This is a genomic window from Pseudomonas sp. Os17 (assembly GCF_001547895.1).
Taxonomy (GTDB): domain Bacteria; phylum Pseudomonadota; class Gammaproteobacteria; order Pseudomonadales; family Pseudomonadaceae; genus Aquipseudomonas.
This window is the reverse complement of sequence record NZ_AP014627.1, coordinates 5,098,599-5,117,516: the sequence shown is the minus strand read 5'-3', so window position 1 is coordinate 5,117,516 and position 18,918 is coordinate 5,098,599. Positions and strand designations below refer to the sequence as shown.

Genomic DNA, 18,918 nt, shown 5'->3' with positions numbered 1-18,918 from the left:
CGGTACACCCTGTGCTAGCGGTCCCGGGCTCGATAGGCGCCCGGGGTCAGGCCGGTCCATTTCTTGAACGCCCGATGAAACGCCGACGGTTCGGAAAAGCCCAGGTGCTCGGCGATCTGTTGCAACGACAGGTCGGCGCGGCCCAGGTGGAAGATGGCAATGTCGCGGCGCAGTTCATCCTTCAAGCCCTGAAAGCTCGAGCCTTCCTCGCGCAAGTGGCGGCGCAGGGTCTGCGGGCTGACGTGCAGGTGCTGCGCGACGCTTTCCAGATCGGGCCAGCGCTCGCGGTCGTGGCTGAGCAGGCGGCGTAACTGGCTGCTAAGGCTGTCGCCTTCGTCCGGCCGCGACAGCAGGTCGGCGGGGGAGCGTTCGAGGAAGTGCTTGAGGGTGCGTTCATCCTGCAGCAGCGGCATGCCCAGGTAGCGGCTGTGGAACAACAGGCTGCTGCGTTGCTGTGCGAACTCCAGGGGGCAGGGGAAAAGCAGGTCGTATTCCGCGGCGTGTTCGGGTTTCGGATAGCTGAAGCCGGCCTGCTCCAGGCGAATGCGCTGGCCGATCAACCAGCTGCCCAGGCGGTGCCAGATCACCAGCAGGCTTTCGCTGAGAAAGTGCTCGGGGTCCCACAGTTCAGAATCATCCAGGCTCAGTCGAGCCATTTCTCCCTCACGCGTCAGACTCAGACGCGGAGCTTCCGGAAACAAGCTATAAAACAATAAGCCGCGCTGCAGTGCTTTTTCCAAGGTGCGGCAATGGATCAGGGCGTGGCACATCATGGCGAACGTCCCGCGTTTGCTGGGGCCATGGGCGAAGCCGAGGTATTCGTCGTCCAGCTCCAGCCACAGCTGTTGCAGCAGGCTGGTGAACTGCTCCGGAGCGATGCGCGCCTTGGGTTGGTTCAACAGCTCCGGGCTGATGCCCAGTCGCTGCAGGAGCGGCTCGCAATCGTGGCCGCGACGGCGCGCCCCGCCTAAGGCGGCGCGGGCAAAGTGGCTGGCGATGGTGCGTTCACGCATGAGGCTGGTCCGTCCATTGAGTGGCGGATGTTAGCCAGCCCCCTCACGAGGGAACAAGGCGGATATCCGCCAAATTGTAGGACGAGGCTCGATGAATGGGCGGATATCCGCCAGCTTCACCGGGCGCAACGAATGCAAGGATCGGCCCGCCCCCTGATGTCTAAAGGCCTGCAGGGCTTTTGGGCAAGGTGGCACGGGCTTTGCGATAGAGCCGGAAGATCTGCCAGCACGCAGTTCGACACAACAAATCCCTCCAGTGCAGGAGGGTTCGCACTTTAGGCACCGCATGCATCGACGGAAGCTGTATGCCGGGGCTCTTGAGGAACTTTGCAATGACGACTCGTCAGCCACTGTACAAATCCCTGTATTTCCAGGTGATCGTTGCCATCGCCATCGGCATCCTGCTCGGTCACTTCTACCCTCAGACCGGCGTGGCCCTCAAGCCCCTGGGTGACGGGTTCATCAAACTGATCAAGATGGTCATTGCCCCCATCATTTTCTGCACCGTGGTGAGTGGCATCGCCGGCATGCAGAACATGAAATCGGTCGGCAAGACCGGCGGCTATGCGCTGCTGTACTTCGAAATCGTCTCCACCATCGCCCTGCTGATCGGCCTGATCGTGGTCAACGTGGTGCAGCCGGGTGCCGGCATGCATATCGACGCCTCGACCCTGGATGCCTCGAAAGTCGCGGCCTATGTGACCGCAGGCAATGACCAGAGCATCGTCGGCTTCATCCTCAACGTGATTCCGACCACCATCGTCGGTGCCTTTGCCAACGGCGACATCCTGCAAGTGCTGATGTTCTCGGTGATCTTCGGTTTCGCCCTGCATCGCCTGGGTGCCTATGGCAAGCCGGTGCTGGACTTCATCGACCGCTTCGCCCACGTGATGTTCAACATCATCAACATGATCATGAAGCTGGCGCCCCTGGGTGCGCTGGGTGCCATGGCGTTCACCATCGGTGCCTACGGCGTCGGCTCCCTGGTGCAACTGGGCCAGTTGATGATCTGCTTCTACATCACCTGCGTGGTGTTCGTGCTGGTGGTCCTGGGGGCCATCTGCCGTGCCCACGGCTTCAGCGTGATCAAGCTGATCCGCTACATCCGTGAAGAGTTGCTGATCGTGCTGGGCACTTCCTCCTCGGAGTCGGCCCTGCCGCGCATGCTGATCAAGATGGAGCGCCTGGGTGCCAAGAAGTCGGTGGTCGGCCTGGTGATTCCAACCGGTTACTCGTTCAACCTCGACGGTACGTCGATCTACCTGACCATGGCCGCGGTGTTCATCGCCCAGGCCACTGATACCCACATGGACATCACCCACCAGATCACCCTGCTGCTGGTGCTGCTGCTGTCCTCCAAAGGCGCCGCGGGCGTCACCGGCAGCGGCTTCATCGTCCTGGCGGCAACCCTGTCGGCCGTGGGGCACCTGCCGGTGGCCGGCCTGGCGCTGATCCTGGGTATCGACCGCTTCATGTCCGAGGCTCGCGCCCTGACCAACCTGGTAGGCAACGCAGTGGCCACCCTGGTGGTCGCCAAGTGGGTCAAGGAGCTGGACGAAGACAAGCTGCAAGTCGAACTGGCTTCCGGTGGTCGTGCCATCAGCGACACCCGCGAAACGGATGATCTGGGTGTGGCCGAAGGTCCGGCACCCACCATCAAGTAAGCCTGGCTGAACATAAGAAACCCGCTACGGCGGGTTTTTTATGGCCTGGTGGATGAGCGCAACGGTCAGTCCGGCTGAGCATTGTGGTAATTGTTGCAGTGCTTGCGGCTGCCTACTCTCTGGCGGTCGATCAAGAGGAGAGGGCACATGCAAGGGCCGTTGGCTTCACTCAAGGTACTGGATTTCTCCACCCTGCTGCCGGGGCCGTTCGCCTCGCTGCTGCTGGCGGACATGGGCGCCGAGGTGCTGCGCATCGAGTCGCCGACCCGCATGGACCTGTTGCGGGTGCTGCCGCCCCACGATCGGGGGGTGTCCGCCAGCCACGCCTACCTCAATCGCAACAAGCGCAGCCTGGCCCTGGACCTCAAGCGGCCCGAAGCACTGGAGGTGGTGCGGCAACTGCTGCAGGAGCATGACATTCTCCTCGAACAGTTTCGCCCGGGGGTGATGGAGCGCCTGGGGCTGGGCTACGAAGCCTTGAAGGCGATCAATCCGCGGCTGATCTACGTGTCCATTACCGGCTATGGCCAGACCGGGCCCTACAAGGACCGCGCCGGACACGACATCAATTACCTGGCCCTGGCCGGACTGGCCAGCCAGACCGGGCGTCGCGATCAGGGACCCTTGCCCCTGGGCATTCAGGCGGCCGACATCGCCGGTGGCTCGCTGCACGGGGTGATTGGCCTCTTGGCGGCGGTTATCGCCCGTCAGCACAGTGGTCAGGGCCAGCACCTGGATATCAGCATGACCGACTGTGTGTTCAGTTTGAACGCCATGGCCGGCGCCGGTTATCTGGCCTGCGGGGTCGAGCCGGGGATGGAGCAGCAGGCGCTCAACGGCGGCAGTTTCTACGACTACTACCGCAGTCGGGATGGTCGCTGGCTGTCGGTGGGCAGCCTGGAGCCGGTGTTCATGCAACAGTTGTGTCAGGCCCTGGGGCGTCCGGAGCTGGCGGCCCAGGGCTTGTCGCCTGTACCGGAGCAGCAACAGGCCCTCAAGCAGGCCTTGCAGATCGAGTTCGAAAAACACGACTTCGCCGAACTCTGCCAGCTGTTCGCCGGGCTCGACGCCTGTGTCGAGCCGGTCCTGAGTCTGGCCGAGGCGGTGCAGCATCCGCAGTTGCAGGCCCGGCAACTGGTCAGCCAGGTGCCCCGTGAGGACGGCAGCCTCCAGGCGCAGATCGCCTGTCCGCTGAAGTTCTCCCAGGGCTTGCCCGAGCCGCGGCATATCGGCGCCAGGCTGGGCGCCCATTGTGTTGAGGTGCTGACGGAGCTGGGCTACAGCGCCGAGCGCATCGAGGCACTTCGAAGCGAGGGGATCATCGGCTAGGAACCGGCCGGCGAAACGCGTTGGCTTCTGTCACTCGACCCTGGTTTCCCCGCTGTACACCAGGGTGTGCCGGCAGCGTCGGCACAGGTAGCGGCGACCTTGTGCCACCAGCTTGTGGCGCTGGGCCGAAAACGGGAAATCGCTCTCGGCGCAGGGGCAGCGATAGATGTAGCGGGTCACGCTGCGGCGTTTGATCGCATAGGTGTGGCAGCGATTGGGCGGCAGTTCATAGACCCCGCGCATGATCAGTTGCCATTCCTCGCCATGGGGCTGGATGCGCTCGCCAAACAGTTGGTGAGCGATCAGGTGGGCTACCTCATGGGCCACCGTCTGCTTGAGGAAGTCTTCGGTGTTTTCCCGGTACAGCTGGGGATTGAAGCGCAGCAGGTTTTCATGCAAATGAGCGACCCCGGCTTTCTGGCCGCGCAACTTGAGGCTGACCACCGGGCGTTTGAAAGGACGTTTGAAAAAGGATTCAGCGAGTAGGAAACAGTCTTCGACGCGGGTATTGAGTTGCTCGGGCATGCTTAACGGCTCTCCAGAGTGGCTGAGTATGCCGCAAAGACCGGCGAATCCGAATCGTTCAGGCGCCGAATGGTCGCAGGATCGGGCCCATTAAGAAGGCCGCCTTGCGGCGGCCTGTGCTGGCAGATGGAGGATTATTATTGGTGCGGCGTCAGTTGGTGTACACGGGGCCGACGCCCAGGCCCCAGACAATCACGGTGAAGGCCATGATCGCGACCAGCACCACCAGTCCCACCGCCAGGACCGAGCTGGAAAACAGGAAGCCCTCGTCAGACGGGATGTTCATGAAGGTCGGCAGTCCGACGTAGAGCAGGTACACGGTGTAGCAGATTGCCGCGGTGCCGATGATCATCCCCAGCCACATGTGTGGATACAGGGCCGCCAGGCCGCCGACGAACAGCGGGGTCGCGGTGTAGGTGGCAAAGGCTACGCAGCGCGCCAGACTCGGGCTGGCATCGTAGGTCCGGGCCATCCAGTGAATGAACGCGCCCATCACCGCCACGCCGCAGAGCATGGCCAGGTACGACATGATGGTCATCCACAGGGCGCTTTCCATGGTCAGCATCACCGGCGCGCGGTTGCCGATGACCCAGCCGACCTGGGTGGTGCCGATAAAGGCCGAGACAGCGGGGATCGCCGCCAGAATCAGCGTGTGAGTGAGGTACATGTGACTGATGCTTTCCTCGGCATCGCCACGGATTTCTCGCCATTCCTGATCGGGGTGGGTGAAGAGTCCTACGACATGATGAATCATGGTCAGTCACTCCTTAAATGTTGCCATCGCCCCCCAACGGAGCGCTTACAGCCAAGTGGCATGGTCAGTATAGGTCTATACGGGTGTGCGACCTTATGTCGCAGTATAGGAAGGAGTTTTCCTCAGATGTGCGCCGCTTTAGAGCAAATTGCGCTGTAAAACCCGTGGGTAATCGCGGTCGTGTCGGTTACCCCCGTCTGGCTGGATAGCACCTTGCGGCGCTTTCACGGGGCCGGGGTTTTGCTTAAAATGCTCGGCTTTTCGTCACACACCTCGCGGATTCCAAGCGCCATGGGCACTCTTACGGTCAACCAGAACAAACTGCAGAAACGCCTTCGTCGACAGGCGGGCGAAGCGGTCGCCGATTTCAACATGATCGAAGAGGGCGACAAGGTCATGGTCTGCCTGTCCGGCGGCAAGGACAGCTACACCATGCTCGACGTGCTGCTGCACCTGCAGAAGGTGGCGCCGATCAAGTTCGAGATCGTCGCGGTGAACATGGACCAGAAGCAGCCCGGCTTTCCCGAGCACGTGCTGCCGGCCTACCTCAAGGAATTGGGGATCGAGTACCACATCGTCGAGAAGGACACCTACTCGGTGGTCAAGGAACTGATCCCCGAAGGCAAGACCACCTGCTCGCTGTGCTCGCGCCTGCGTCGTGGCACCCTGTACACCTTCGCCGACGAGATCGGTGCCACCAAGATGGCCCTGGGTCACCACCGTGACGACATCGTCGAGACGTTCTTCCTCAACATGTTCTACAACGGCTCGCTCAAGGCCATGCCGCCCAAGCTGCTGGCCGACGACGGGCGCAACGTGGTGATCCGGCCGCTGGCCTACTGCAGCGAGAAGGACATCCAGGCCTATTCCGACCTCAAGCAGTTCCCGATCATTCCCTGCAACCTCTGCGGCTCCCAGGAGAACCTGCAGCGCCAGGTGGTCAAGGAGATGCTTCAGGAGTGGGAGCGCAAAAGCCCTGGGCGTACCGAGAGCATCTTCCGCGGCCTGCAGAACGTGATTCCGTCGCAACTGGCGGATCGCAACCTGTTCGACTTCACCAACCTGCGCATCGATGACAACGCCACGCCGCGCTTCGTCAATGTGGTGAACCTCTGATCGGCAATCGCTGAACCAGGGCCGCGGCGTCCCGAGTCCCGGGGCGCCGCGGCCTGTCCTCAGGTGCCCGGCACCCGCGGCACGAAGGCCACGCTGCCCTCTGCGTATTTCTTCGCCAGGCGCTCACCGTGGGTGGGCCGTGTGCGGATCAGCTGATGGTCGTTGCCCAGGTATTCCAGCATCAAGGGTTGATCCTTGTACTGCTGCACGAATATCAAGGTGCGCTGAGGATCCCAGTGCTGGCCGCTGGTCTTGTCCAGCCAGGCCATGAAGTCGGCGCTCGTGCCCGTTCGAGGAAAATCCGCGGTTTGCGGCACGTAGTAGAACGCACCTCCCTGGTTCTGCAGGTACATCGGCAATTTGTTGTCCACTTCCACCAGCACCATGCGCCATTGATTCCAGGGGGCGATCCGGCTGGCCTCGGTTTTCACCTGGGCGCCGAACTGCATCACTCCGCCACCGCCATTGCTCCAGGGATAGGCGACTCCCAGTACCAACAGCAGCACCACTGCCGCGCCGGCAAAACCCAGGGTCCAGCGCCGGTCAGCGGGTTTGCCGCTGGCGCGTTTTTGCTGCAGGTGCCGGTTCAGCCACCAGGCCCCCAAAAGCTGGGCGAAGGGCACCAGCGGCAAGACGTAATAGCTGCGTCGGCTGCCGCTGGCGGTGAAGAACAGGAACAGCAGGCCCAGGGCCCAGACCAGCCAGCGCTCGTTGGGCTGCAACTGGCGCCAGTGGCGCACCGCAACCCACAGACCGAGCAGCCAGCAGGGAACCCAGGGCAAGGTATAGGCCGGCAGGTAGATCAGGTAGGTATAGATCGGCCCCTGATGGTCGAACGGGTCGAAAAAGCGCACCACGTTTTCCCGAAACACCAGGTCCAGGCCGCTTTGGCTGTAGGTTGGTGTGCCGTACAGGTGCGAGAGCAGGAACGGCACCATGTACAGCAGGCCTGCCACCACTAGGGCCAGGCACAGGCGCAGATTCAGGTGGCGTTTCCAGCGGCCCTGGCTGAGCAGGTGAGGCAGCAGGGCCAGCCCCGGCAAGACGAAACCTATCAGCCCCTTGAGCAGCGATGTGGCCGCCAGCAGCAGGAAGAACACCGTGTAACGACTCAGGCGGGTGTCATCCGGATCTCGCCAGTACCACCAGATAGAGGCCAGTACGCCGCATACCGTGAGAATGTCGGCGGTGGCTACCCGCGCCCAGAACGCGAAATAGAATGTGGTGGCCAGCATCCAGCCGGCGATCAGACCGGTGCCTTTGTGGAACAGTCGCTCACCGATCAGGTACACCAGCCAGATGCTCAGCCAGGCGGCGAGTACCGACGACAGGCGCAAGGACCAGTGACCCAGTCCGCCCATCAGCCAGGCACTGGCAGTGATCAGCCAGTAGGACGGCAGGGGCTTGTCGTAATAGGGCGTGCCTTTGAGGTACGGGTCGAAGTAATTGCCGCTCTGCAGCATCTGCAGCGCGATGTTGGCCCAGCGGGTTTCCGGGCCCCACAGCTCGCGGGAGCCCAGGCCCAGCAACAGGATCAGGGCCGATACGCCCAGGAGCAGGATCAGGGCCTTGCGCTCGCTGTGGTCGAGATTCATAGACGGATTTCCATGGACTGACTCGAAAAGACTGCACGGGCCCGCAGGGCCGGACAGGCAAAAAAAACGTCAGCGCCGAACGGCTCGACGCTGACGCTGGCTGGCTCACGGGGCAGGCTACGGCTGGCTCTGTGGCACGATCAGGATCAGCAGGTTGCCCTCTTCATAGCGCTTGCCTCCCGCTGGCAGCAGCGCGACTTCCTCGTTCTCCACCACGTTCTTGACCCGCATGACCACGCCCACGGAGCCCTGCTTGCGAGCCTCGGTCATCCATTGTCCGACGTCGGCCATGCTCACCTTGCGTTGTTCCGAGTCTGGATAAGCCAGGCCGTATTTCAGCTCGCCCTCGGTGTTGTACAGCGACACCTGCGGACGTTGCAGGCGCCAGGCCAGGGCCGAGGCCGCACCCAGGTCATTGCTGAGCAGGGTCTTGGTCTGCTTGAGCTCTTGCAGATGTTCCTTGATGAACTGGTCGGGCATCTCGTTGTGCACGATCAGTCCGGGCATGCCGGCGGGCAGCAGCGCCACCAGCAGCCAGATGCCCAGGGCCGGGGCGGGCCAGTATTGCAGCGGCCTGGAGGCCGGCAGCAGGTTGGCGATGATCCAGCCCATCAGCATGATGAACACCAGGGACAGGCTGAGCATTTCGTTGTGGCCATAAACCGGCCGGGTGAGCTGGATCACCAGCAACGCCACCAGTGCCCCCACGCCGATCAGCAGATTGAGCAGGCTGTTGAGGCGAATGGCTCGACCCTGGCGATCGCTGACGCGGTCGATCAGTGCGTTACCCATGAGCACCGCCAGTGGCAGCAGGCACGGCATGATGTAGGTCGGCAGCTTGCCCCGGCTCAGGCTGAAAAACACCAGCGGCAGCAGCAACCACAACAGCAGAAAACCGCTGTTGGCCTGGCGCTTGTCCTTCCAGGCCTGCATCAGTGTGCCGGGCAGCAGCAATGCCCAGGGCAGGCAGGAGACGACCAGCAGAGGCAGGTAGAACCACCAGGGCCGGGTGTGTTGGGCGTTTTCGGCGGCAAAGCGCCGAATATGCTCGTGCCAGAAGAAAAAGCGCCAGAAGTCCGGCTCATGGGCGTGCACGCTGAGCGCCCAGGGCAGGCTGATACCGATGGCCACCACTACCGCCACCAGCCCGTAGCGCAGCAGTTCGCCCAGGCGACGTTGCCAAAGCATATAGGGCAGGGCGATCAGTACCGGCAGCAGCCACGCCAGGAAGCCCTTGGTCATGAAGCCCATGCCGCACGCCGCCCCGAGCACCGCCCAGGCCAGGAGGCGAGCGCGTGTGGCCTGGCTGTCCAGGGCGAACCACAGGGCCACCAGACTCAGGTTGACCCACAGCGTGAATTGCGGGTCGAGGTTGGAGTATCCGGCTTGCCCGGCAATCAGGCCGAAGCTCATGTACAGCAGCGCCGCGGCGAAGCTCTTGCGTGGATCGTTCCACATCCGGCGCGTGATGAGATAAGCCAGCAGCACGCTCAAACCGGTGCTCAGGGCCGAGGCGATGCGCACCCCGAACAGGTTGTCGCCGAACACCGCCTGGCCGATGGCGATCATCCAGTAACCGGCAATGGGTTTTTCGAAGTAACGGATACCCATGAAGTGCGGCGCGACCCAGTCGCCGCTGAGGAGCATTTCCTGGCTGATCTGCGCGTAGCGGGTTTCATCGGGAATCCACAGGCCATGGCTGGCCAGCGGCAGCAGGTAGAACAGGCTGAAGGCCAACAGCAGAAATGGCAACGCCCAACGCTTGATCATGCCGTTGCTACTCCCACGCACAGTGTTGCCTGAAGGTGTGGCGCTCGTTCCATAAGCCGGGTGGGTAAAGTGCGGTGCATTTCTGTCCTCGAAGTCAGGTAAGGATTTCAACGTGCAAGTTGCATGGCCGGGGCGAGTTGAGGATCAGCGATGACGGCATCTACAAATCGCTTGAAACTCCGTGAGTGCTGCCCGGTTTTTAATGGCTGCATTTTTTATAGCGGTTTTTATGAAAAATGCTCTGCTCTCTAATAGTGCAACTTGCAATAAAGTCAATTAAATGTGGGCTGTTAGTCTGTCGATTCGCTGAATGAAGTCTGTTGTCTAGTTGTCAAAAAGAGTTACAAATTGTTCGGCGCTTCTTTAAGTACTTGTGGCCAGCTCTTGGCGTTCAGTATTCCCAGTATTTGCAGTTTTCCGTCTGCACCGAGCGTCAGGAACAAGGAACTGGTGTACTCGGTGGCCAGGGCATGGGCGAAGCCCATGCGGCTCTCCAGATCACTGATGCAGCCGCTGTGGGTGACCAGGATCAGGTTGCGCCCCTGAAGCTTATGGGCCTTTATATCGTTCTCGAAATTGTCGGCGCAGTTCAGCAACCAATCCTGAGAGCTGGTGACCTGATTGAACATGGCCTGTGCGGTTTGCAGGGTACGGGTCATGGGGCTGCTGATGACGTCGGTACGGTCCATGCCGATGCTCCGGAAGGCCTTGCCCAGGTCGGTCGCGGTAGCACTGCCCAGGCGGGTGATGCCATCTGCGGGGCCCAGGCAGGGGTTGGCCGATCGGTCACAGCGCTCGGCGTGGCGCACCAGGGCGATGACATCTCCGGCCTTCCAGTGTTGATAGATTCCGCTGCGTTGCATCTGATGATCGCCAGCGAGATCCAGAGGAGTCGCCGGCCAGAGTACAAAACCGCTTATCAGGGCGATCAGGGTAATAGTGAGCGCGCTGATGATGATCTTTCCGGAGCGCCAAATGCGGGCGGTGTCGGCCCGGGGTCTGGTTTGTTTGATGTTGTGCACGTCGCTTACCTGAATCTATTTTTGAGAAATACTTTTAATTCGGGTTGGAACTAGTGTTCTGCAGCAGACCGACATGCGCACCGGCACCAGCGTAGTCACTGGCCCCCAACTTAAGGGAGTCCAGGTGTCGGATTGGTGAAAGCGATGTGAAAAAAACGAATGGCGCGGCACGTGCCTGTTTAAGACCAGACAGCCGTTACTCAGCCTGTTGGCTTGAAAGAAACGTTGTTATTCGTTAACCGGCGGACGCAGGGAATCTGCGCGTGGCGGCTATTTAACGCTGCTGTTCCTGGTGTCTATGACAAGCCGGTGAAACTTTATCCTGAGAAAAAGAACGGCGTGGAAAAACTGCGCATCAGTTCAGCGTTCTGTCAGCCAAAGGAGGGAGAGGGGCGATGCAAGACTGCTTCCAGCCACTGTCCGTGGCAGAAGCAGTCAAGAGGGAGCGGGGATCAGTGGTTGACGGTGTAGGCCAGCATCGCCGACAGCTGGCACAGGGGACGACCACTTTCCTCTTGCCACTGGTTGAACACCGCTTGCACCAGCGCCTGGTCGCGTTTGCTGCTGGGCACCTTGTCGATGATGTTCTGGGCATTGAGGGCGGCCACTACGTCCCAGGTGGGGATGAAGGTGTCCTTGCCCACCATGCGCAGGAAGCGTGGCGCCGACAGGCCGCCCATCTGGTTGCCGTGCTTGGCCAGGTACTGCCAGAGCCCGGTGATGTCCTGCACCGGCCAGTCGGCTATGAAGGCGCCGAAACTGCCGTGCTGCTGTTGCACGTCGAGGATCATCTGCGCATTGCGTGGCACGCTCTTGAGCTTGCCCAGGTGACGAATGATCCGCGTGTCTTGCATCAGCCGCTCCAGATGTTCGGCGCCCATGAGCACCACCTTGTCCGGATCGAAGCCGAAGAACACCTGTTCGAACGCTGGCCATTTGGCGTCCACCAGGCTGTGTTTCAGCCCCGCGCGAAAGACCCGCAATGCCAGTGTCGACAGGTAGCGATCAGCGCTCAAGGCACGCAGATACTCGTTGCTTGCCGGGGTTGGCAGTTGGGCTTCCAGGGCCGCGGCGGAACCGAAGCGGTTGAGACAGTATTCATTCAGCCATTTGTAATCGTGCATGCCTGCTCCTGGAGGGGCGGTCGGAGAGTCGGTTGAACAGGGTTGGGGCCTTGGCTGGCGATACAAGTTCCCCGGGACCGGGGAACTTGCGTCAGGTTCAGGCCGGGGTGGCGCCTTCGCCGGCGAGCCGGCGGTTGAGCTGGAAGCGCCAGCGCACGTAGAGCAGCGCCGAAGTGAACACCGCCAGGCTGGCGAACATTTCCAGCAGGCCGAACAGCTGGCGATTCGGGTCATAGGCCGCCAGCGCGCCCTTGATGAAGTACAGGTTGACCACAAAGCACATCCACGCGTGCCCCCGGGCACTGCCGCTGAGCATGCCGGGTGCCATGAGCAGCAGGGGCACCAACTCGATCAGCAGGATCACCCAGGGCCGGGCACCGTGCAGGTCGGCCACCAGCAGGTAATACCCGCACAGCAGGCCCACCAGGCCGAAGAAGCAGATCAGGCTGGTGATCCGGGCCAGACGCACCCGGGGTTCCAGCCATTGCACCGTCGGCAGGATCTTCGGCTTCTTAGCCACGGCCGTTCTCCAACTGCAGGGCGGTTTTCGCCAGGCGCAGGCCCAGGGCCCGGCACAGGGCGATTTCATGCTCGTCCAGCGGGCTCTTGCCGTCAGCTCCGGCGTGATGGCTGGCGCCGTAGGGGGTGCCGCCGCCACGGGTCTCCAACAGGGCCGACTCGCTGTAGGGCAGGCCGGTGATCAGCATGCCGTGATGCAGCAGCGGCAGCATCATCGACAGCAGGGTGGCTTCCTGGCCGCCGTGCAGGCTGGCGGTGGAGGTAAACACACCGGCGGGCTTGCCCACCAGCGCGCCGGTCAGCCAGAGGTTGCTGGTGCCGTCGAGAAAGTACTTCAGGGGCGCCGCCATGTTGCCGAAGCGGGTCGGGCTGCCCAGGGCCAGGCCCGAGCAGTGCTTCAGGTCGTCGAGGCTGGCGTACAAGGCACCACTGTCGGGGATGCTCGGGGCCACGGCTTCGCATTCGGTGGAAATTCCCGGGACGGTGCGCAGGCGGGCTTCCAGGCCCGCCTGTTCGACGCCACGGGCGATCTGCCGGGCCATCTCGTTGGTCGAACCGTTGCGGCTGTAATACAGGACCAGGATGTACGGCGCGCTCAAGGCAGAATCTCCAGCACATTTTCCGGTGGGCGACCGATGATGGCCTTGTCGGCGGTTTCGAGAATCGGGCGTTCCATGAGTTTCGGGTGCCCGGCGATGGCAGCGATCAGTTGCTCTTCGCTCAGGCTCTGGTCGGCCAGGTTGAGGCTCTTGTACTCGTCTTCGCCGGTGCGCAGCAGCTGGCGCGCGCTGATGCCGAGCTTGCCCAGCAGGCGTTGCAATTGGGCGGCATCCAGTGGGGTTTCCAGGTAGCGGACCACGGTCGGGGCCAGGCCGCGTTGTTCCAGGAGTTCCAGCGCACCGCGGGATTTCGAGCAGCGCGGGTTGTGGTAAAGCGTCAGATCGGTCATGTGCGGGTCGCATCTTGCGTAAGGTGGCGGCTATTCTACCCGCGCGACGGGCTCTCCTGAACCTTGGGAGTCGATAGGTCGCAGCGACCCGGGGTCGGCAGTGTTATTCAAGACATCTTTCAATACAGGAAACAGCGCATGGCAAGGCAATTGGCGGCGGCATTGGCGATCATTACAACCCTGCTGCTGAGCGGCTGTGGCAATGACTACGGGGTCGACCAATATGGCCGGAAAGTCGCCGTCGAGCGTATCGACAAGCAGTGGCTGGTGCTCAATTACTGGGCCGAGTGGTGCGGCCCTTGCCGCACCGAGATCCCTGAGTTGAACTCCCTGGACGAGCAGCTCAAGGGCCAGTCGGCCACCGTGCTGGGGGTCAATTTCGACAATGTGCAGGGTGAAGAACTCAAGAACGCCAGCGAGAAGCTGGGGATCAAGTTCACCGTGCTGGCGCAGAACCCGGCGGAACTCTTCGAACTGCCACGCAGCGAGGCGCTGCCGGTGACCTACATCATCGACGACAAGGGCAAGGTGCGTGAGCAGATGATGGGGGAGCAGACGGCTGCGGGCGTGCTGGCCAAGTTGCAGGCCCTGCGCGGGCATTGATGGCGCTTGGACGCTAGCGGCTGGCCAGGCTGCGAAGGTCCTGAAGGAATGCGGGGGCCTGAAGCTCGCTGGGGATTCAGGCCCCCGGATGTTGTTCGCCGTTTGCAGGCTCGGCAGCGGCTACAGGAATATCAGCCTTCTTCCAGCCACCAGCGCAACGGTTTGCCTTCGGCGGGCCAGAAACGCACTTGCTCGATCGGCGAGACATCCCAGCGTTCGACGTTTTCCAGGGCCTGCAGAAAGCGGCGCTCCTGCTCCATCAAGGCCGGGGCACAGAGTTTGCGGGTGCTGCCGACCTTGCCGAAGCTGAGCTTCTCGCCGTCCAGGGTGTAAGGCGCGAACCAATGGTTGCAGCCGCCATTGCCGTAGGCGCGACCATCCTCGCCCAGGGTGATGGTCAGGTGGCTGTAATCGATCAGCGGACGCTCACCGATCCATTCCAGAACATAGCTGCGGTCCTGCTGCAGCTTCAGCGGCTCGGCGGCGCAGCCCAGCAGGCCAGCCCCCAGCGCCGCGGTCAGCATCAGGCGTTTCATTGGCCGGCCTGCTGGCATTTCGGGCAGCGGTGCTGCTCACCTTCGCTGCGCCAGCCAAGTTCGGCGATCCGCGCGCTGGCGGCGGGCTTCTGGGCCTTGTTGCCCAGCTTGGCATCCACCGCGAACTCGAAGTCGAGGGTGGCGGCGCAGCTGTCGCAGTTGACCTGCCACTGGTGAATTGCCAGTTCGCCAAATACCGGGCCGCGGGCCACGGCGACCCACTGGCCGACGGGATTGATCAGGTGGCGCACAGTCTCCACCGTCAGGCGCATGGACAGGTCCCTGCTGCCTTTGAGGGTGACCAGCAGCACGTCGTCGGTGCGGATGGAGCCACCGTTGCCGGTGACTTGATAGCGGCCCGGCACCAGTGCGCGGCATTCGATCAGGGTGTGTTGCGGGTTCATCAGGTTGTAGCGGAAATCGTGTTCGACCATGGGTCCTCCAAATCTGCCGCGTATGCTAGCACGGGCCCCTGCGCCGCAGGTCGCGGGCAGGCGACCTTCGATCAGCCCGCGCGGATGTCACCCCAGGACCCGATTCTGCGCTTGTCCTGCGGCCCAGCTGGCGATGTTGTGCAAGGTGGTCTCGGCGATGGCGGCCAGGGCTTCGTGGGTCAGGAACGCCTGGTGCGCAGTCACAATCACGTTGGGGAAGGTCAGCAGCCGGGCCAGCACGTCGTCCTGCAGGGGCAGGTCGGAGCGGTCCTCGAAGAACAGTTGCGCCTCCTCTTCGTAGACATCCAGCCCCAGGTAGCCCAGCTGCCCGCTTTTCAGGGCGTCGATCAGCGCCGGGGTATCCACCAGGCCGCCGCGCCCGGTATTGATCAGCATTGCCCCGGGCTGCATGTGGGCCAGGCTGTCCTGGTTGATCAGGTAGCGACTGTGGTCATTGAGCGGGCAATGCAGGCTGATGATCTGCGCCTGGGCCAGCAGTTGCGGCAGCTCCAGATAACGGGCGCCGAGGGCTTCCACGGCCGGATTGGGGAAGGGGTCGTAAGCCAGCAGTTGGCAGCCAAAACCCGCCATGATCCGGGCGAAGGTGGCGCCGATCTGCCCGGTGCCGACAATGCCCACGGTCTTGCCCACCAGGTCGAAGCCGGTCAGGCCGTGCAGGGTGAAGTCGCCCTCGCGGGTGCGGTTGTAGGCTCGATGCAGGCGCCGGTTCAGCGCCAGGATCAGGGCCACCGCGTGCTCGGCCACCGCATGCGGGGAATAGGCCGGGACTCGCACCACCTCCAGGCCCAGGCGCTGCGCCGCCGCCAGGTCGACGTGGTTGTAGCCGGCCGAGCGCAGGGCGATCAGGCGAGTGCCGCCGGCGGCCAGTTGTTCCAGCACTGGGGCGCTCAGGTCATCGTTGATGAAGGCGCAGACCACTTCATGGCGTTCGGCCAGGGCCACGGTGTCCAGGCTCAGGCGGGCGGCCTGGAACTGCAGTTCGATACTCGCCGGCAGGCTGGCGCCGAGAAAACTCTCGCGGTCGTAGTTCTGGCTGCTGAATAGAATCGTGCGCATGCTTGCATCCTTGTTCGGGGCGCCCAGCATGCCTGCCGGGCACTGTTCGGGTCTTGCCCTGGGTCAGGCGTTGATCCGCGCCTCGGCGGCCAGGCGACCGATTGCGTGGTCCAGCTCGTCAAGGGCGGCAAAGGCCTTGGCGTCCTCCTGCTTGAGCAGGGTTTCGCTGCGTTGGCAGGCGGCACGCAACTGCGGCACCCCGCAATAACGAGTGGCGCCGTGCAGACGGTGCACCCGCTCGATCAAGGCGCCATGGTCGTTGGCCGCCCGGGCGGCTTTGATCGCCTCGCGATCGGCTTCCAGGGATGCCAGCAACATGGCCAGCATGTCCGCTGCCAGATCGGCCTTGCCGGCGGCCAGGCGCAGGCCTTCGTCCTGATCCAGCACTTGCAGTTCCAGGCTCACTTCAGAGCGTTCGCTGGCCCGTTCCGGGCCCTGGTTGCGCAGGGCCAGGCCGGTCCATTTCAGCACCACCTGGGCCAGTTGTCGTTCGCTGATGGGCTTGGTCAGGTAGTCGTCCATGCCGCTTTGCAGCAGGGCGCGCTTTTCGTTGGCCATGGCGTGGGCGGTCAGGGCGACGATCGGCAGCGGTGTCCCATGGCGCTCGCTTTCCCATTGGCGGATCGCCTCGGTACTTTGCCGACCGTCCATGCCGGGCATCTGCACGTCCATCATCACCAGGTCGAAAGGCTCGTTCTGGATCGCGTTCAGCGCGGCGTAACCGTTGTCCACCGCCAGCACCTTGGCGCCCATGTCTTCCAGCAAGGTCTGGATCAGCAGCAGGTTGGCCGGGTTGTCATCGACACACAGCACCCGTGGTGCGCGGCTGGAGAGGGGTTCCTCCGGCTCGCTGCGGGGCCGGCGCGGAGTGACCAGATCGGACAGGGCCCGGCGCAGTTTGCGGGTGCAGGCCGGCTTGGCCTGCAGCTGACTGTGGGGATTGGGCACCGAGAGGTGGAACAGCGTCTGTTCGGTGGTCGGGCACAGCACCAGGACCTTGCAGCCCAGATGCTCCAGGTCCCAGATGTGCTGGCTCAGGCGCTCGGGAGACATGTCGTTGCTGGTGATGCCCAGCACCGCCAGGTCAATCGCCTGATCGCTCTGGTGCACCCCGGTAATGCCATTGGTCAGGGCTTCCAGGGTGTTGAACGGGGTCACCTCCAGGCCGCAGTCTTCCAATTGGTGCAGCAGGGCCTGGCGGGCCAGTTCGTGATTTTCCAGGACCGCCACCCGTCGTCCCAGCAGCGGCGGGCCGGGCAGGTCCTCGGCATCGTCGCGGGTCTTGGGCAGGTTGAGGCTGATCCAGAACTCCGAACCTTCACCCGGGGTGCTGTCGACCCCGATCTCGCCGCCCATCTGCTCGATCAGGCGCTTGGAGATCACCAGCCCGAGCCCGGTGCCGCCGGGTTGGCGCGACAGCGAGTTGTCGGCCTGGCTGAAGGCCTGGAACAGGGCGCGTACATCCTGGTTCGACAGGCCGATGCCGGTGTCCTGGATGCTGATGCGCAGTTGCACGCTGTCTTCGTGCTCTTCTTCCAGCATGGCCCGGGCGACGATGGTGCCTTCGCGGGTGAACTTGATGGCGTTGCTCACCAGGTTGGTGAGGATCTGCTTGAGTCGCAGCGGGTCACCGACCAGCGACAACGGCGTGTCGCGATAGACCAGGCTCACCAGTTCCAGCTGCTTGGCGTGGGCGGCCGGGGCGAGGATGGTCAGGGTGTCCTGCAGCAAGTCCCGCAGGTTGAACGGAATGCTGTCGAGCACCAGCTTGCCGGCTTCGATTTTCGAGAAGTCGAGGATTTCGTTGATGATCCCCAGCAGGCTGTCGGCGGATTTTTCGATGGTGCCCAGGTAATCCAGCTGGCGCGGTGTCAGCTCGCTTTTCTGCAGCAGGTGGGTGAAGCCGAGGATGCCGTTGAGGGGTGTGCGGATTTCATGGCTCATGTTGGCCAGGAACTCCGACTTGATGCGGCTGGCTTCCAGGGCTTCCTTGCGCGCCAGATCCAGTTCGATGTTCTGGATCTCGATGGTTTCCAGGTTCTGGCGCACGTCTTCGGTGGCCTGGTCGATGCTGTGCTGCAGTTCTTCCTGGGCGTTCTGCAGGGTGCTGGCCATGCGATTGATGCCGGAGGCCAGTTCATCCAGTTCGTGGCTGCCCAAGGGTGGCAGGCGGGTTTCCAGGTTGCCGTCCTTGAGTTGCGCCACCGCCTGCTTGATCTGGGTCAGCGGGTTGTTGATGGTGCGCCCCATGCGCACCGCCAGCAGGGCGGTACCGGCCAGGCCGGCGGCAATCAACAGCAGGCTGGCGAACAGGCTGCGGTAGCCACGCAGCAGCATGCCGCTGTGGGACAGCTCCAGTTCCACCCAGCCCAGCAGGCGGTCGGATTCATCGGGGATCAGGTCGCCGGCCAGGTTGCGATGGCGGCCGAATACCGGCAGTTGGTAGCGGGTCGCGTCATTGCCGCTGCGCTGCATCATCTGCGTGCCGTTGCCGCTGGGTGGCGGGTTGAGCATGCTCGGTCCCGCGTGGGCCACCAGCGTGCGATCAGGGGCCAGGAAAGACACCGCGCGCACGTCCTGCTGTTCCAGGGCCTGGGTGGCGATGCGCTCGAGCATCTGCGCGTTGTGGTTGCCCATCGCCGGTGCCACCAGCGAGGCCAGTTGTTCGGCAATCATTTCGCCGCGCTGCAGGAGCTGGGCCTGCAGTTCGGAGAGCTGCATCCAGGTGAAATAGCCGCCCAGCACCAGGGCCATGAGGCTGGTGGGCAACAAGGTCAGCAACAGTACGCGGCCTTTGATTCCCAGTTTCTTGAGCACGCCACTCTCCTGCTTCCACGCTGTTTTGAAAGGTCTACGGGCACGTCCGTGATGCGCCACCCGCGCAGTGT

18 protein-coding genes are annotated in these 18,918 nt (G+C 62.9%); 4 read left to right on the top strand and 14 right to left on the bottom strand.

The genetic code is table 11. The annotated features are described in order from the left end of the window. Window positions 1-14: 14 nt before the first annotated feature. Entirely contained in the window at window positions 15-1,013 is a 999-nt protein-coding gene (locus POS17_RS22365) for an AraC family transcriptional regulator (protein ID WP_060840568.1), read from the bottom strand. 332 nt (window positions 1,014-1,345) lie between these two features. Between POS17_RS22365 and POS17_RS22360 the strand changes: the two genes are divergently transcribed. After that, window positions 1,346-2,677 (top strand): dicarboxylate/amino acid:cation symporter, encoded by a 1,332-nt coding sequence (locus POS17_RS22360; protein ID WP_060840567.1) that lies wholly within the window; start codon window positions 1,346-1,348, stop codon window positions 2,675-2,677. Window positions 2,678-2,824: 147 nt separating this feature from the next. After that, window positions 2,825-4,006: a CaiB/BaiF CoA transferase family protein gene (locus POS17_RS22355; RefSeq protein WP_060840566.1), complete on the top strand. Its 1,182-nt coding sequence runs from the start codon at window positions 2,825-2,827 to the stop codon at window positions 4,004-4,006. A 30-nt stretch (window positions 4,007-4,036) separates the two neighbouring features. On the opposite strand, the gene POS17_RS22350 is transcribed toward POS17_RS22355, so the two are convergent. Continuing rightward, entirely contained in the window at window positions 4,037-4,531 is a 495-nt protein-coding gene (locus POS17_RS22350) for a SprT family zinc-dependent metalloprotease (RefSeq protein ID WP_016967576.1), read from the bottom strand. A 151-nt stretch (window positions 4,532-4,682) separates the two neighbouring features. Beyond that, window positions 4,683-5,285, bottom strand: a complete 603-nt coding sequence (locus POS17_RS22345) for a Yip1 family protein (protein ID WP_016967577.1) — start codon at window positions 5,283-5,285, stop codon at window positions 4,683-4,685. Between the two features lie 291 nt (window positions 5,286-5,576). On the opposite strand from POS17_RS22345, the gene ttcA reads away from it, so the two are divergent. Continuing rightward, on the top strand, window positions 5,577-6,401 hold the full coding sequence (gene ttcA / locus POS17_RS22340) for a tRNA 2-thiocytidine(32) synthetase TtcA (protein ID WP_060840565.1): 825 nt from the start codon (window positions 5,577-5,579) through the stop codon (window positions 6,399-6,401). A 59-nt stretch (window positions 6,402-6,460) separates the two neighbouring features. On the opposite strand, the gene POS17_RS22335 is transcribed toward ttcA, so the two are convergent. The 7 genes from POS17_RS22335 to arsC all read right to left on the bottom strand — a co-directional run bounded on the left by POS17_RS22335 (window position 6,461) and on the right by arsC (window position 13,380). Beyond that, window positions 6,461-7,996 carry an ArnT family glycosyltransferase gene (locus POS17_RS22335; protein WP_060840564.1) on the bottom strand — a complete coding sequence of 512 codons (1,536 nt, stop codon included), beginning with the start codon at window positions 7,994-7,996 and terminating at the stop codon, window positions 6,461-6,463. 117 nt (window positions 7,997-8,113) lie between these two features. Then, window positions 8,114-9,766, bottom strand: a complete 1,653-nt coding sequence (gene arnT, locus POS17_RS22330; RefSeq protein ID WP_060840563.1) for a lipid IV(A) 4-amino-4-deoxy-L-arabinosyltransferase — start codon at window positions 9,764-9,766, stop codon at window positions 8,114-8,116. Window positions 9,767-10,107: 341 nt separating this feature from the next. Continuing rightward, window positions 10,108-10,788 carry a histidine phosphatase family protein gene (locus POS17_RS22325; protein ID WP_082729924.1) on the bottom strand — a complete coding sequence of 227 codons (681 nt, stop codon included), beginning with the start codon at window positions 10,786-10,788 and terminating at the stop codon, window positions 10,108-10,110. Window positions 10,789-11,240: 452 nt separating this feature from the next. Beyond that, on the bottom strand, window positions 11,241-11,912 hold the full coding sequence (locus POS17_RS22320; protein ID WP_060840562.1) for a DNA-3-methyladenine glycosylase I: 672 nt from the start codon (window positions 11,910-11,912) through the stop codon (window positions 11,241-11,243). A gap of 97 nt (window positions 11,913-12,009) precedes the next feature. After that, window positions 12,010-12,432, bottom strand: coding sequence for a DUF2069 domain-containing protein (locus POS17_RS22315; protein ID WP_060840561.1), 423 nt, complete (start codon window positions 12,430-12,432; stop codon window positions 12,010-12,012). Continuing rightward, window positions 12,425-13,030 carry an NAD(P)H:quinone oxidoreductase gene (wrbA, locus tag POS17_RS22310; protein WP_060840560.1) on the bottom strand — a complete coding sequence of 202 codons (606 nt, stop codon included), beginning with the start codon at window positions 13,028-13,030 and terminating at the stop codon, window positions 12,425-12,427. Before wrbA ends, POS17_RS22315 begins: the two co-directional genes overlap by 8 nt. Next, window positions 13,027-13,380: an arsenate reductase (glutaredoxin) gene (gene arsC, locus POS17_RS22305; RefSeq protein WP_060840559.1), complete on the bottom strand. Its 354-nt coding sequence runs from the start codon at window positions 13,378-13,380 to the stop codon at window positions 13,027-13,029. Before arsC ends, wrbA begins: the two co-directional genes overlap by 4 nt. A 138-nt stretch (window positions 13,381-13,518) precedes the next feature. On the opposite strand from arsC, the gene POS17_RS22300 reads away from it, so the two are divergent. Then, window positions 13,519-13,983 carry a TlpA disulfide reductase family protein gene (locus tag POS17_RS22300; RefSeq protein WP_060840558.1) on the top strand — a complete coding sequence of 155 codons (465 nt, stop codon included), beginning with the start codon at window positions 13,519-13,521 and terminating at the stop codon, window positions 13,981-13,983. 131 nt (window positions 13,984-14,114) lie between these two features. Here the strand turns inward: POS17_RS22300 and POS17_RS22295 are convergent, their stop codons facing one another. From POS17_RS22295 to POS17_RS22280, 4 genes are all read right to left on the bottom strand, one after another. Further along, complete coding sequence (locus POS17_RS22295) at window positions 14,115-14,519, bottom strand: META domain-containing protein (protein ID WP_060840557.1); 405 nt, start codon at window positions 14,517-14,519, stop codon at window positions 14,115-14,117. Then, window positions 14,516-14,953: a hypothetical protein gene (locus POS17_RS22290; RefSeq protein WP_060840556.1), complete on the bottom strand. Its 438-nt coding sequence runs from the start codon at window positions 14,951-14,953 to the stop codon at window positions 14,516-14,518. Before POS17_RS22290 ends, POS17_RS22295 begins: the two co-directional genes overlap by 4 nt. Before the next feature lie 87 nt (window positions 14,954-15,040). Beyond that, entirely contained in the window at window positions 15,041-16,030 is a 990-nt protein-coding gene (locus POS17_RS22285; protein WP_060840555.1) for a 2-hydroxyacid dehydrogenase, read from the bottom strand. A 63-nt stretch (window positions 16,031-16,093) separates the two neighbouring features. Further along, window positions 16,094-18,847 carry a response regulator gene (locus tag POS17_RS22280; protein ID WP_060840554.1) on the bottom strand — a complete coding sequence of 918 codons (2,754 nt, stop codon included), beginning with the start codon at window positions 18,845-18,847 and terminating at the stop codon, window positions 16,094-16,096. Window positions 18,848-18,918: the final 71 nt, after the last annotated feature.